This window comes from Isoptericola sp. NPDC055063 (genome assembly GCF_053608125.1).
This window is the reverse complement of record NZ_JBSGUW010000015.1, coordinates 1-14365: the sequence shown is the minus strand read 5'-3', so window position 1 is coordinate 14365 and position 14365 is coordinate 1. Positions and strand designations below refer to the sequence as shown.

The window sequence follows — 14365 nt, the reverse complement described above, 5'->3', positions numbered from 1 at the left end:
TGAGCGGGAGATTGGCCCCCTTTCGCCGGCGAAAGGGGGCCAATCTCCCGCTCACAGCACGAGGGTGACGAACCTGACCGCGGGCGCGCAGCAACGGTTTGCGACAATGGGTGACGTGACTTCCACCCTCGATCCCGTCAGCACGCCGGCGCCCGGACCCGGCGTCCCCGCCGACGCCGCGCGCGTCCTGCCGCCGCTGCAGATCGGGCCGATCACCGTGGACACCCCCGTGGTGCTGGCCCCGATGGCCGGCGTCACCAACCGCGCTTTCCGCACCCTCTGCCGTGAGGCAGGCGCGTCGCAGGGCTTCGACCCGGGCCTGTACGTCGCGGAGATGGTGACCAGCCGTGCCCTCGTGGAGCGCAACGTCGAGTCGCTGCGCATCGTCACCTTCGGCGAGGAGGAGACCCCGCGCTCGGCGCAGGTCTACGGTGTCGACCCGGCCACCGTCGGAGCCGCCGTGAAGATCATCGCGTCCGAGGACCGGGCCGACCACGTCGACCTCAACTTCGGCTGCCCGGTGCCCAAGGTGACCCGCAAGGGCGGCGGCTCCGCGCTGCCGTGGAAGCGGCAGCTGTTCACCGACATCGTGCAGGCCGCGGTCCGCGCCGCCGAGCCGTACGGCGTGCCCGTCACGGTGAAGATGCGCAAGGGCATCGACGACGACCACCTCACCTACCTCGAGGCGGGCCGCATCGCCGAGTCGCTGGGGGTGGCGGCCGTCGCGCTGCACGCGCGCACCGCCGCGGAGTACTACTCGGGACAGGCCGACTGGACCGCCGTCGCGCGGCTCAAGGAGGCCGTCCGCACCGTCCCGGTGCTCGGCAACGGCGACATCTGGTCGGCGGAGGACGCCCTGCGCATGGTGCGCGAGACCGGCGCCGACGGCGTCGTCGTCGGGCGTGGCTGCCAGGGCCGGCCGTGGCTGTTCGCGGACCTGGCGGCGGCGTTCCACGGCGTCACGACGCGGGTGCGCCCCGGCCTGCGCGAGGTGGCCGACACGATCTACCGCCACGGCGAGCTGATGATCGAGTACTTCGACGGCGACGAGGGCAAGGGCATGCGCGACCTGCGCAAGCACATGGCCTGGTACCTCAAGGGCTACGCCGTTGGAGGCGACGCGCGCCACGCCCTCGCGATGGTCTCCACGACGGCTGAGCTGCGCGAGCGCCTCGACGCCCTCGACCTCGACCTGCCCTACCCCGGCGAGGACGCGGAGGGCCCGCGCGGCCGCGCGGGCTCCCCGAAGCAGCCGCACCTGCCGTACGGCTGGCTGGACTCCCGCGACCTCGACGCGGAGTTCGAAGCGAAGCTGCGCGAAGCCGAGCTGAGCGTCAGCGGCGGCTGACCCCTGGCCCGGAGCGTTGTGGGCGCTCGTCTGGCGCTATCGCCTCACGGGATAGAGCCGAACGAGCGCCCACAGCGCTGACCGGGGTGCGGGTCAGGCGCGCAGCCAGACGGTGGTGTCGGCGGGGACGCGCGTCTGCGGGTCGGCGGAGCGGTCGGTCATGACCGGGCCGGAGGCGAGCAGCACCTCGACCCCGCGGGGGAGCAGCACAGGCTCGGCGCCCAGGTTCGCCACCACGACGACGTCCTGGTTGCGGAGCGCGATGACGTCCGCGGACGTCTCCCAGCCCGCGAGCCAGGCGAGCCCGCCCAGGCCGAGGCCCTCGGCCTTGCGGAGCGTGAGCGCGGCGCGGTAGGTCTCGAACGTCGAGCCCTCGACGCCGTACTGCGCGTCCGCGGCGTAGCGCGCGAACGACGCGGGCTGTGGCAGCCACGGGTCGCCGGCGGGGCCGAAGCCGAAGCCGGGGGCGTCGGCGGACCAGGGCAGGGGCACGCGGCAGCCGTCACGACCGGCCTCCGTGCCGCCGGTGCGGAAGAACGCGGGGTCCTGGCGCACCTCGGCGGGCAGCGCGGTGTGCTCCGGCAGCCCGAGCTCCTCGCCCTGGTACAGGTACGCGGAGCCGGGCAGGCCGAGCATGAGGAGGCTGGCGGCGCGGGCGCGGCGCAGGCCGAGCTCCTCGTCGGGCTGCGGGTCGGTGGCGAACACGCCGTTGACCTTCACGGACGGGTCGGCCGAGCCGAGGCGCGACGGGTGCCGCACGACGTCGTGGTTGGACAGCACCCAGGTGGTGGGCGCGCCGACCTCGTCGTTCGCCTGGTACGACGCGGCGATGACGGTGCGCAGGGCGGCCGCGTCCCAGCCGGTCGTGAGGAACGAGAAGTTGAACGCCTGGTGCATCTCGTCGGGGCGCACGTAGCGGGCGAGGCGGCTCAGCGGCTCCACCCAGGCCTCGGCGACGAGGCAGCGGTCCCCGTCGTACTCGGCGAGCACCCGGTGCCAGGCGCGGTAGACGTCGTGCACGCCGTCCTGGTCGAACATCGGGCCGTGGTTGCCGGCGCCGGTGGAGCCGTCCTCGGGCGCGCCGGGCTCGACGTCGCCGGTGCCCTCGTCCGCGGCGTCCTCGGCGGAGCCGGCCACCATCTCGACGTGCCCGTCCCAGTCGGGCAGCCCGTCGGCCTTGATGAGGCCGTGCGCCACGTCGACGCGGAAGCCGTCGACGCCGCGGTCCAGCCAGAAGCGCAGCACGTCCTCGAACTCGGCGCGCACCTCGGGCTGCTGCCAGTCGAGGTCGGGCTGCGTGGAGTCGAACAGGTGCAGGTACCACTGCGGGCCGAGGTCCCCGTCGTCCTCGCGCGGGGCGAGGCGCGTCCAGGCAGGGCCACCGAAGATCGACTGCCAGTTGTTCGGCGCCCCGGCGCCGTCGGGGCCGCGGCCGTCGCGGAAGACGTACCGGGCGCGTTCGGGGGAGCCGGGGGCGGCCGCGAGGGCGGCCTGGAACCACGCGTGCTGGTCGGAGGTGTGGTTGGGCACCAGGTCGACGATGACGCGGATGCCGCGGGCGTGGGCGCCGGCGAGCAGGTCGTCGAAGTCGGCGAGGGTGCCGAACAGGGGGTCGACGTCGCGGTAGTCGGCGACGTCGTAGCCCGCGTCGTTCTGCGGGGAGCGGTAGAAGGGCGACAGCCAGACGGCGTCGACGCCGAGGGTCTCGAGGTGGTCGAGGCGGGCCGTGACGCCGGGGATGTCGCCGATCCCGTCGCCGTCGCCGTCCGCGAACGAGCGCGGGTAGACCTGGTAGATCACGGCGTCGCGCCACCACTGCCGGGCGTCGGCGCTCCCGGCGTGCACGACGGCGCCGCTGCGCAGCAGGTCGGCGGCGTCGGTCGCGGTCGCGGCGGGGGTGGTCTGGGTGGAGGTCATCGCTGGCTTCCTCACCTGGTCGGGGGCCGTCCTCACCGGGGTGGGGCACGGGCGGGCACGGTCGGGGCACGGCGAACCCGTGCGCGACCTGTCGAGTGTAAGCGTTGCAGCAAGAGTTGCAGCAACCGCCCGCCCCCAGGGGACCGTCAGGCGCGCGGCGCGGCCCCCGTGGAGCCGCGGACGACCAGCTCGGGCGCGAAGAGGAGCTCGGTGCGCGGCGCCCGTTCGCCCTGGATCTCGGTGAGCAGCGCGCTCACGGTGGCGCGCGCCATCGCCTCGACCGGCTGGCGCACGGTGGTCAGGGGTGGCTCGGTGAACGCGATGAGCGGCGCGTCGTCGTACCCGACGACCGACACGTCGTCGGGCACCGAGAGCCCGCGCGACCGTGCCGCGCGGACCGCGCCGAGGGCCATGAGGTCGGACGCGCAGACGATGGCGGTGTGCCCGGCGTCGATGAGCTCGGCCGCCGCGGCCTGCCCGCCCTCGAGCGTGTACAGGCTGGAGCGCACGTGCTCGCGGGCGGCCTCCTCGTCGTCGGCGAGGCCGTGCCGCACGAGGGCGGCGAGGAACGCGGCGAGCTTGCGGCGCGACGGGACGTACCGCTCCGGCCCGATCGCGAGGCCGACCCGGCGGTGCCCCAGGGTGACCAGGTGCTGCACGGCGACGTCCACGCTGGCCGCGTCGTCGGGGGAGACGAAGGGGGCGTCGATCCCCGGCGCATAGCCGTTGACCAGCACGATCGGCACGCCCTGGCTGCGCAGCATCGAGTAGCGGGTGTGGTCCGCGCGGGTGTCGGCGTGCAGCCCGGAGACGAAGACGATCCCGTCGACGGAGTGGTCCACGAGGGTGCTGACGTACTCGTCCTCGGTGGTGCCGCCCGGCGCCTGCGTGCACAGGAGTGGCGTGTACCCGCGCTGCGCCAGGATCGACTCGATGGCCTGCGCGAAGGCGGGGAAGACCGGGTTGGTGAGCTCGGGGACGATGAGGCCCACGAGTCCGGCGGAGCGGCCGCGCAGCGCCGACGGCCGTTCGTAGCCGAGGACGTCGAGCGCGGCGAGCACGGCCTGCCGGGTGGAGCTGGCCACGCCCGGCTTGCCGTTCAGGACGCGCGAGACCGTGGCCGTCGACACTCCAGCCTGGTCCGCCAGGTCGCTCAATCGGGTGCGCACCCGAGGAATCGTAAGGGACACGGGACCTCCTCGTCCTGGGGTGGGATACCGGCGTGGGCCGCCGGGACATCGGGCACGCGGCGTCCTGTTGCCACGCGTTGCTGAAAAGTTATCGCAAGATCTTGCATCGCGCTGCAACGGTCCGTACGTTGTGGGCATTCAGGGTCCGCCGGCGACGCCGCGCGGGCCGTCCACCGAAGACAGCTGGGAGTAACCACGATGCGAAGGAGCATCCTTCTCGCCTCGGCCCTGGCCACCACGCTGGCCCTCGCGGCCTGCGGCAGCGGAGAGCCGGCGGCCGAGTCGACCGGCGACGCCGGCGCGAGCGCCAAGCCGTCCGCCTCGGGCACCCTCACGGTGTGGGTCGACGAGACCCGCGAGGCCGCCGTGACGACCGCCGCCGAGGCGTACGAAAAGGAGTCGGGCGTCGACGTCGAGGTCGTCCAGAAGAACTTCGAGGACATCCGCGCCGACTTCCTGGCCCAGGTCCCGACCGGCGAGGGCCCCGACATCACCGTCGGCGCGCACGACTGGCTGGGCGAGTTCACCGCGAACGGCGTGGTCCAGCCCATCGAGCTCGGCGACAAGGCGGGCGACTTCATCCCGGTGTCGACGCAGGCGTTCACCCAGGACGGCCAGGTCTACGGCCTCCCGTACGCCATCGAGAACATCGCCCTGATCCGCAACACGAAGCTCGCCTCCGAGGCCCCCAAGACCTACGACGACATGATCGCCGCGGGGAAGAAGGCCGGCACCAAGTTCCCGTTCCTCATCCAGTCGGACGGCGACAAGGGTGACCCCTACACGTACTACCCGTTCCAGACGTCGTTCGGCGCCCCCGTCTTCGAGCAGAACGACGACGGCTCCTACCGTCCCGAGCTCGCCCTCGGCGGCAAGAACGGCGAGGCGTTCGCCACCTGGCTCTCCGAGGAGGGCGCGGCGGGCAACCTCAGCACGGACATCTCGTACGACATCGCCGTCGAGGCGTTCGCCAAGGGAAAGTCGCCGTTCGTCATCGGCGGCCCGTGGATGCTCGAGAAGTTCAAGGGCATGGACCTGTCCGTCGACCCGATCCCGGCCCCCGGCGACAAGCCGGCGCAGCCGTTCGTGGGCGTGCAGGGCTTCTACGTCAGCGCGCAGAGCAAGAACGCGCTCGTCGCCAACGACTTCCTCGTCAACTACATGTCGACGCCGGAGGCCCAGACCGCGCTGTTCAAGGCCGGCGGCCGCCCGCCGGCGCTGATCGAGGCGGCCGACGCCGCGTCGTCCGACCCGCTCGTCGCCGGCTTCCGTGAGGTCGGCGCCACCGCCGTGCCGATGCCGTCCATCCCCGAGATGGGCTCGGTCTGGTCCTTCTGGGGCGTCACCGAGGCGAGCATCATCTCGGGCAAGGCGTCCGACCCGGTCAAGGCATGGGACAAGATGGTCTCCGACATCCAGGGCGCGCTCGACTGATGTCGCGTTCCCGCTACAGGGGCGCCGAGGCCGGCTCCGGGAGCTTCTCCGGAGCCGGCTTCGCCGTCAAGATCGTGCTCATCGCCCTCGTGGACGCCCTGGGCGTCTTCGCCGTGCTGGCCGCCTGGCGCGCCGGGTCGTGGGGGATCCTCGCCGCGATGGTGGCGCTGCTCGCCGCGGCCAACTGGGTGTACTTCACGAAGCGGTCGCTGCCGCTGAAGTACATCCTGCCGGGGCTCGCGTTCCTGCTCGTCTACCAGGTGTACGTCGTGGGGTACACGGGGTACGTCGCCTTCACGAACTACGGCGACGGCCACAACTCCACCAAGGAGCAGGCGATCGACGCGCTGCTCGTGCAGAACGAGCGCCGCGTCGAGGGCTCGCCCGCCCTGCCGCTGACGGTCGTGGAGTCGGGCGACGGCGACCTCGGCTTCGCCGTCCTGGAGGACGGCGCGGTGGAGGTCGGTACGGCCGAGAAGCCGCTGACCGACGCGCCCGACGCGACCGTCGACGGCACCACGGTCACGCAGGTGCCCGGCTGGACGGTGCTCGACCGCGGGACGGTGCTGGCGCGTCAGCAGGAGGTCACCACACTGCGGGTGCCCGTCTCGGACGACCCGGCCGACGGCTCGGTGCGCACCCAGGACGCCCGCACGGGCTACGTCTTCCAGTCGGTGCTGGAGTACGACGCGGCCGCCGACACGATGACGGACACGTCGACCGGCGTGGTGTACACGCCGAACGACGAGGGCCAGTTCGAGGCGGCGGACGGCTCCACCCTCGCGGTGGGCTGGCGTGTGACGGTGGGCTTCGAGAACTTCGCGACGGCGTTCGGCGACTCCCGGTACGCGGGCCCGTTCGTCAAGATCCTCGCGTGGACGTTCGCGTTCGCGCTGCTGTCGGTGGTCACGACCTTCGCGCTGGGCATGTTCCTCGCGATGGTGTTCAACGACCCGCGGCTGCGGGGCCGCAAGGTCTACCGCACGCTGATGATCCTCCCGTACGCGATGCCGGGCTTCCTCGCGGCCCTGCTCTGGTCCGGCATGCTCAACAAGAGCTTCGGCGTGATCAACCAGGTGCTGCTGGGCGGGGCGGCGATCCCGTGGCTGACGGACCCCTGGCTGGCCAAGCTCTCCGTGCTGGGTGTCAACCTCTGGCTCGGGTTCCCGTACATGTTCCTCATCTGCACGGGCGCGCTGCAGTCCCTGCCGGGCGACGTGTACGAGGCGGCTCGCATCGACGGGGCCGGCCGCTGGCGCACGTGGCGCTCCATCACCATGCCGCTCCTGCTGGTGGCCACGGCGCCGCTGCTCATCTCGAGCTTCGCCTTCAACTTCAACAACTTCACGCTGATCAAGATGCTGACGGGCGGCGGGCCGCGGTTCGACGACGCGTCCGTGCCGCTGGGCCACACGGACATCCTCATCTCGATGGTCTACAACGTGTCCGGGCTGGACGGCTCCGCGCCGCGCGACTACGGCCTGGCCAGCGCGCTGTCCATCGTGATCTTCGTGGTGGTGGGCGTGATCTCCGCGATCGCCTTCCGGCAGACCCGAAAGCTTGAGGAGCTGAGCTCATGACGGCGCAGACCGCGCAGACACGGCAGACCGCACAGTCCCCGCAGGAGCTGCGGCACCGCATGTCGCCGGGCCGCTGGGCCCGCGAGCTGGGGTGGCGGCACGTCGTCGGGGTGCTGGCGGTGCTGTACGCCGTGTTCCCGATCGTGTACGTCGTGTCGGCGTCGCTGTCGCCGAACGGCACCCTCACGGGGTCGAACGAGCTGTTCGCCCAAGTGAGCACCGTGAACTACGCCGCCCTCGGCAGCACGAAGTTCTGGACGTGGATGGGCAACACGCTCGTCATCGGCGTCGCGACGTCGGTGGGCACCGTGCTCATGGGCGCCGCGGCCGCGTACGCGTTCTCGCGCTTCCGGTTCGCCGGGCGGCGCGTGGGGCTCACGTCGCTGCTGATCATCCAGATGTTCCCGCAGATGCTCGCGTTCGTCGCGATCTTCCTGCTGCTCATCTCGCTGGGGCAGGTCGTGCCGGTGCTGGGCCTCAACTCGAAGCTCGCGCTCATCTGCGTGTACCTGGGCGGGGCGCTGGGCGTGAACACGTTCCTCATGTACGGGTTCTTCAACACCGTGCCCCGGGAGCTCGACGAGGCGGCGAAGATCGACGGCGCCACCCACGCCCAGGTGTACTGGACGATCATCCTGCGGCTGGTGACGCCGATCCTGGCCGTCGTGGCGCTGCTGAGCTTCATCAGCACGTTCGGCGAGTTCATCATCGCCCGCGTGGTGCTGCAGTCGGAGTCCAACTGGACCCTGGCCGTGGGCCTGTACGGCTGGGTGTCGTCCCTCCTCGAGGCCAACTGGGGCCTCTTCGCGGCCGGCGCCGTGCTGTCGGCGATCCCCGTGCTCGCGCTGTTCCTCTTCCTGCAGAAGTACATCGTGGGTGGGCTCACCGCCGGCTCCGTCAAGGGCTGACCGGCGGCCGCCGCAAGGTTCCGCGGGATCCACCCGCGATCCTTGTGGCGGCTGTCACACCGCGGTCCTAGCCTGGGCGACATGACCGACGACTCGCGCTCCTACTCCCCGGACCTCGCGCGTCTCACCGACGCCGCCGACGACTCGTTCTCCGTGCGCCGCGCGTACGGCGAGCCCTACGAGCACCAGGGCCAGCTGATCATCCCCGTCGCCAAGGTGTGGGGCGGGATCGGCACGGGCGCGGGCGGCGGGGGCGGCGCCGGGTCCGCGGCCGGGACGGGCGCCGGCTCCGGCAACGGGACCGGCAGCGGCTCCGGCCGGGGCACCGGCAAGAGCTCGGGGGAGGGCAGCGCGCCGGGCTGGCGCCGGTCGTTCAGCTTCGGGTCGGGTTCCTCCGACGCCGCGGCCGACTCGGGCGAGGCCGAGGGGGCGGACGCCGCGGCCACGCCCCCGGGCCAGGGCGGCTCCGCCCACGGAGACGCCTCGGGGGAGGCGCAGGGCGACGCGTCGGGCGAGCTGAAGGGCGAGCTCAACGGTGAGGCCCGCGGCGAGGGACACGGCGAGGGCGGTGGCGGTGGCGGTGGCTACGGGCTGCGCGTCAAGCCGCTGGGCGTCGTCGTGGTCTCCGCCGAGGGCACGCGCTTCCAGCCGGTGCTGGACCTCAACAAGGTGATCCTCGGCGGGCAGGTCGTCGGGATCGCGATCGCGCTCGCCGCCGGGTGGGCGATCGGGCGCCGCCGCCACTGAGCCGTCCTCGCGTCGGCCGGGCGGCCCGCCCGCCGACCGACGAGAGGACGACATGACCACGCAGGCCTTGACGGGGGTCGCCACGCCGGCCCGCACGCTGCTCGACCAGCCGCACCACGACGGGTCGGCGCTCTTCGCCCCCGAGGCCACGCCCGCCCTGGGCGACGCGGTGACGGTGCGCGTGCGGGTGCCGAAGAGCGCGGGGGTGCGCGACGTGCGCCTGCGGACGGTGCGCGACGGCGAGCCGCGGCTGCTGCCCGCCCGCCGCGACGGCGGGGACGAGTACGAGGACTGGTACGCGGCCGACCTGGTCGTGCACCACCCGGTGACGTCGTACCGGTTCTTCCTGGACGTGCCGGGCGGCTACCGCTGGCTGGACGGCCGCGGCGTGCACGACCGCGAGGTGCCGGACGCCGCGAGCTTCCGCCTCACCACGCACGCGCCGGGGCCGGGCTGGCTGCGCGACGGCCTGGCGTACCAGGTGTTCCCCGACCGCTTCGCCCGCTCGGCCGCGGCTGACGCGCGCGAGGCGCCGGAGTGGGCGGTGCCCGCCGGCTGGGACGACGAGCCCGCCGGGTCGGGCCCGCTGGCCGGTACGCAGCTGTTCGGCGGCGACCTCGACGGCGTCGTCGAGCACCTCGACCACCTCGAGGCGCTCGGCGTGCGCACGCTGTACCTCACGCCCGTCTTCCCGGGCCGGTCGAACCACCGTTACGACGCGTCGACTTTCGACCACGTCGATCCGCTGCTCGGCGGCGACGCGGCGTACGCGCGCCTGGCCCGCGCCGTGCACGCGCGCGGGATGCGCCTCATGGGCGACGTGACGACCAACCACACGGGCGCCGGGCACGAGTGGTTCCTCGCCGCCCGCGCGGACGCCGGGTCCCCCGAGCGCGAGCTGTACCACTGGGAGGACGGCGGCCCCGACGTCGTGCCCGGGGCCGAGGCCGACGGCGACGGGTACGTCGGCTGGCTGGGGCACGGGTCGCTGCCGAAGCTGGACTGGGCCGCCGAGGAGACGTGGCGACGGATGGTCACGGGCGACGACGCGGTGGTGGCCCGGTACCTCCGCGAGCCGTTCGCCCTCGACGGGTGGCGCGTGGACGTCGCGAACATGACCGGCCGCCGCGGCAGCGCGGACCGCGCCCACGCCGTCGCCCGGGCCCTGCGCGCCCGCATCCTGGCCGAACGGCCCGACGGGGCGCTGGTCGCCGAGCACTTCCACGACGCGTCCGGGGACCTGGCCGGCGACGGCTGGCACGCGAACATGAACTACGCCGGCTTCACGCGCCCCGCCTGGTCGTGGCTGGTGCCGGACGGCTCGGACGTGCCGTTCCTCGACCTGCCGGTCCCGGTGCCGCGCCGTCCGGCCGCGGCGATGGTCGAGACGATGCGCGAGGTCGCGGCGCTGGTGCCGTGGCAGGTGACGGCGACGCAGTGGAACATGCTGGGCTCGCACGACACGCCGCGGCTGCGCTCCGTCGTCGGGTCGCGGGAGCTGGTGGAGGTCGCCGCGACGCTGCTGTTCACGTACCTGGGCGCACCCGTCGTCTTCGCGGGCGACGAGGTGGGCGCCACCGGCACCCACGGCGAGCACGCCCGCACGACGATGGCGTGGGACCAGTCCGCCGCCGGCGGCCCGCGCTGGGACGTGGCGACCCTGGAGGTGTACCGGCGGCTGTCGGCGCTGCGCTCGTCGTCGGGTGCCCTGCGCGACGGCGGCCTGCGGTGGGCGGCCGTGCACGACGACGCCGTCGCCTACCTGCGCGAGACGCCGGACGAGCGGGTGCTCGTCGTGCTGGCCCGCGCGCCGTGGCCGGGGGTGCGGCTGCCGGGCCACCTGCTCGCGTCCGGCGCCTCACCCGAGGTGCTGTACGGCGACCTCGCCCTCCGGGCGACCGCCGGCGGCCTCGAGGTCGCCGGCGACGGGCCGGGCGTCGCCGTCGTCCGCCTGGCCTGATCGAGCGGATCGAAGCCGAGCAGGCGGTTGCGCACGTTCTGAGCGCTCAGAGCGTGCGCAACCGCCTGTTCGGCCCCTGCGGACGTGGCGGGCGTGGCAGCATCGACCTGTGCCACGCGACCTCGAACGTCTCGCCGTCATCTCGGACGTCCACGGCAACCTCGGTGCGCTCAACGCGGTGCTCGCCGACGTCGCCGCGCGAGGGATCACGCGGGTGATCAACCTCGGCGACGACGCGGGCAAGGGGCCGCGGGGGAGCGCCGCGATCGACCGGCTGCGGGAGGTGTGCGAGGTGCACGTCCGCGGCAACTGGGACGACTTCCTCCCCGGGATCCCGGACGACGGCGACGCCGGCCTGGTCTGGTGGCGCGACGAGCTGCGGCCCGACCAGCGCGCCTGGCTCGCCGCCAAGCCGCTGAGCCACGACCTGCTGCTGTCGGGGCGGCGGGTGCGGCTGTTCCACGCGTCGGCGACGAGCGTGCACACGCGCGTGCGCCGCGACCACTCGCGCGAGGAGTTCCACGGGATGTTCGCGTCGACCGAGCTCACCGGCCCGGGGCCGGAGCCCACGACGGTGGGGTACGGCGACATCCACCAGGCGTTCGTCGACGTCCACCAGGGCCGGACGCTGTTCAACACGGGGTCCGTCGGCAACCCGATCGACGAGGCGACGCCCGTCTACGCGATCCTCGAGGGGGTCCCCGACACCGACGAGCCCGGCCTCTTCGGGATCCAGCACGTGCGTGTCCCCTACGACGTCGAGGCGGAGCTCGCCGTCGCCCGCGCGGTGGGGATGCCGGAGTACGACCCGTGGGCGCAGGAGCTGCGCACGGGCGTCTATCGGGGCCTCGCCCCGGCCCCCGCCGAGACGGTCGAGGTCGACGACGGGGGCGTCGGCGGCGCTCGCTAGGCTTCGTCTCGTGCAGACGTTCGAGCAGGGCGCGTTCGACGCCGAGGTGATGGGCCGGTCGGTGCGCCCGGACACGGGCGAGGAATGGCTCGGGTCGTACACGGACGCGGACACCGAGCGGTGGTACCCGGAGCCGCCCAAGTCCAAGCACCGCACGGCCTTCGAGCGCGACCGCGCCCGGGTGGTGCACTCCTCGGGGCTGCGCCGGCTCGGCGCGAAGACGCAGGTGCTGGGCCCGGGCAGCGACGACTTCGTGCGCACCCGGCTCACGCACTCCCTCGAGGTGGCGCAGGTGGGCCGGGAGATGGGGCGCGCGCTCGGCTGCGACCCCGACCTGGTGGACACCGCGTGCCTGACGCACGACCTCGGCCATCCGCCCTTCGGGCACAACGGGGAGCGGGCGCTCGCGGAGATCGCGCAGGGGATCGGCGGCTTCGAGGGGAACGCGCAGACGCTGCGGCTGCTGACGCGCCTCGAGCCCAAGGTCTTCGCGGGGGACGGCTCGCCCCGCGGCCTGAACCTCACGCGCGCCAGCCTGGACGCGAGCGTGAAGTACCCGTGGGGGCTCGGGGCCGGCCCGGCGCGGCCCGACGGCGGCGCGACCGGCAAGTTCGGCGTCTACCCCGACGACCGCCCCGTCTTCGAGTGGCTGCGCCGCGGCGCTCCCGGCGGGCGGGTGCGGTGCATGGAGGCGCAGGTCATGGACCTCGCCGACGACATCAGCTACTCGGTGCACGACGTCGAGGACGCCGTCCAGGGCGGGCGGCTCGACCTGCGGATGCTCGACGACGCCGACGAGCGGGCGCGGGTCGCCGCGCACGTGCGGGCCTGGTACGGCGCCTGGCACGAGCCGGACGCCATCGACGCGGCGCTGTGCCGCCTGCGCGACACCGGGTACCTGGTGACGGACTTCGACGGCTCGCGTCGCGCGCTCGCCCGGCTGAAGGACGCCACGAGCCAGCTCATCGGTCGCTTCAGCGGGTCGGCCCAGGACGCGACCCGCGAGGTGTTCGGCGACGGGCCGCTGACGCGGTACGTCGCGCGGTTGGTGGTGCCGGCCGAGACGGCGGACGAGATCCTCGCGCTCAAGGGTGTCGCCGTCGCGTACGTGATGGCGCCGCGCGAGGCCGAGCCCGTGTACGGCGCGCAGCGCGAGATGATCGCGGACCTCGTCGACGTCCTGACCGACCGCGGCCCGGACGCCCTGGAGGCGCCGTTCGTCGCGGACTGGCACGCGGCGGCCGACGACGACGCGCGGCTGCGCGTCGTCGTCGACCAGGTCGCGTCGCTCACGGACGTGTCGGCCATCCAGTGGCACGACCGGCTCGTCCGCGGCCGCTGACGGCGACCGCCCGGCCCCGGGACGAGGCGGTCAGGACTGCTCGGCCATCCACGCGTCGCTGGCACGCTGCACGTCCGCGGCGGTGACGTCGTCGGCCACCTGCGCGAAGAACCAGCGCTGCCCGGCCGGGCAGCGCACCGCCGCCTGCCGGAAGCCGGGGAACCAGTCGCCGGGATCCTGCGTGCTCCGGGCGCCGGCCGCGACGGCGCGGGCGTGCGCGGCGTCGGCGTCGTCCACGTACAGGGTGAAGGAGCCGGTGGTCGGGCCGTCCGGCTGCGGCGCCACCGCGCCGTCGGCCGGGAACTCGGCGGCCACGGTGAAGGTGGACCACCCGGAGCCGGAGGAGATCCGCAGGTCCGAGTGGATGATCGCGTCGCCCGCGGTGATGACGTCGACCACCTCGGCGCCCAGCCCGGCGACGTAGAAGTCGATGGCGGCGCGCGGGTCGGCGACCGTGATGTTCGGGTGCAGGGGTGACAGGTCCATGGGGGCTCCCTCCAGCGGTGCTCCGGCCGGTGCCGGCTGACCCTCCCCATGCTGGTGTCGGAGGGTGGGGGCAGTCTTGGAGGAATGCGACAGGTGTTCGAATCCCGCCCGACGGCGTCGACCCGCGGCCTCGTCGACCCGGCCGCGGCCCGCGGCGGGTTCGCGCTGGTGCGACTCGACCCGGCGCCCGACGTCGCCGACCTCGTCGAGCGGCACTGGGTGGTGCGGTGGGACCTGCCCCCGGGGGTCGAGTTCACGCAGGTCGTCATCCCGCACCCGAACGCGAACGTGGTCGCCGAGGCCGACGGGTTCGCCGCGCACGGCATCCCCGGTGGGCTGTTCGCGCGCACGCTGCGGGGGTCGGGTGCCGTGCTGGGCACCAAGCTGCGGCCGGGCGCGCTGCGCGTGCTGCTCGACGGCCCGGACGCGCTGCGCCCCGGCCTGGTCGCGCCCGCGGCCGCGGCGCTGGCTGTGGCTCCCCGGGGCCCGACGGCGGCCGATGTCGACGCCGCGGGGCGGCGGGCGGTCGCCGCGGCCCGGGCC

At 73.7% G+C, this 14365-nt stretch carries 12 protein-coding genes; 9 read left to right on the top strand and 3 right to left on the bottom strand.

What is annotated here, in order from left to right:
* Positions 1 to 106 precede the first annotated feature (106 nt).
* A complete protein-coding gene (dusB, locus tag ACWF41_RS17585) occupies positions 107 to 1348 on the top strand; it encodes a tRNA dihydrouridine synthase DusB (RefSeq protein ID WP_380324569.1) in 1242 nt (413 codons plus the stop codon).
* Between the two features lie 93 nt (positions 1349 to 1441).
* Here dusB and ACWF41_RS17580 read toward each other — a convergent pair whose 3' ends face one another.
* Both ACWF41_RS17580 and ACWF41_RS17575 read right to left on the bottom strand, forming a co-directional pair.
* Entirely contained in the window at positions 1442 to 3265 is a 1824-nt protein-coding gene (locus ACWF41_RS17580) for a glycoside hydrolase family 13 protein (RefSeq protein ID WP_380324572.1), read from the bottom strand.
* Positions 3266 to 3411: 146 nt separating this feature from the next.
* A complete protein-coding gene (locus ACWF41_RS17575; protein WP_380324575.1) occupies positions 3412 to 4434 on the bottom strand; it encodes a LacI family DNA-binding transcriptional regulator in 1023 nt (340 codons plus the stop codon).
* Between the two features lie 219 nt (positions 4435 to 4653).
* Between ACWF41_RS17575 and ACWF41_RS17570 the strand changes: the two genes are divergently transcribed.
* The 7 genes from ACWF41_RS17570 (at position 4654) to ACWF41_RS17540 (ending at position 13336) form a co-directional block, all read left to right on the top strand.
* Complete coding sequence (locus tag ACWF41_RS17570) at positions 4654 to 5889, top strand: sugar ABC transporter substrate-binding protein (RefSeq protein WP_380324578.1); 1236 nt, start codon at positions 4654 to 4656, stop codon at positions 5887 to 5889.
* Positions 5889 to 7469 (top strand): ABC transporter permease subunit, encoded by a 1581-nt coding sequence (locus tag ACWF41_RS17565; protein WP_380324581.1) that lies wholly within the window; start codon positions 5889 to 5891, stop codon positions 7467 to 7469. Before ACWF41_RS17570 ends, ACWF41_RS17565 begins: the two co-directional genes overlap by 1 nt.
* Positions 7466 to 8377, top strand: coding sequence for a sugar ABC transporter permease (locus ACWF41_RS17560; RefSeq protein WP_380324584.1), 912 nt, complete (start codon positions 7466 to 7468; stop codon positions 8375 to 8377). The genes ACWF41_RS17565 and ACWF41_RS17560 overlap by 4 nt, the downstream gene beginning before the upstream one ends.
* A gap of 81 nt (positions 8378 to 8458) precedes the next feature.
* Complete coding sequence (locus ACWF41_RS17555; protein WP_380324587.1) at positions 8459 to 9124, top strand: hypothetical protein; 666 nt, start codon at positions 8459 to 8461, stop codon at positions 9122 to 9124.
* Between the two features lie 52 nt (positions 9125 to 9176).
* Positions 9177 to 11084, top strand: a complete 1908-nt coding sequence (locus ACWF41_RS17550; RefSeq protein WP_380324589.1) for a glycoside hydrolase family 13 protein — start codon at positions 9177 to 9179, stop codon at positions 11082 to 11084.
* A 109-nt stretch (positions 11085 to 11193) separates the two neighbouring features.
* Positions 11194 to 11994 carry a metallophosphoesterase family protein gene (locus tag ACWF41_RS17545; protein ID WP_380326419.1) on the top strand — a complete coding sequence of 267 codons (801 nt, stop codon included), beginning with the start codon at positions 11194 to 11196 and terminating at the stop codon, positions 11992 to 11994.
* A gap of 49 nt (positions 11995 to 12043) precedes the next feature.
* Positions 12044 to 13336: a deoxyguanosinetriphosphate triphosphohydrolase gene (locus ACWF41_RS17540; RefSeq protein ID WP_452183001.1), complete on the top strand. Its 1293-nt coding sequence runs from the start codon at positions 12044 to 12046 to the stop codon at positions 13334 to 13336.
* Positions 13337 to 13366: 30 nt separating this feature from the next.
* On the opposite strand, the gene ACWF41_RS17535 is transcribed toward ACWF41_RS17540, so the two are convergent.
* Complete coding sequence (locus ACWF41_RS17535) at positions 13367 to 13822, bottom strand: VOC family protein (protein ID WP_380321552.1); 456 nt, start codon at positions 13820 to 13822, stop codon at positions 13367 to 13369.
* Between the two features lie 93 nt (positions 13823 to 13915).
* On the opposite strand from ACWF41_RS17535, the gene ACWF41_RS17530 reads away from it, so the two are divergent.
* Positions 13916 to 14365 (top strand): DUF6597 domain-containing transcriptional factor (locus ACWF41_RS17530; RefSeq protein ID WP_452182946.1); only part of this gene is annotated, 450 nt, incomplete at its 3' end.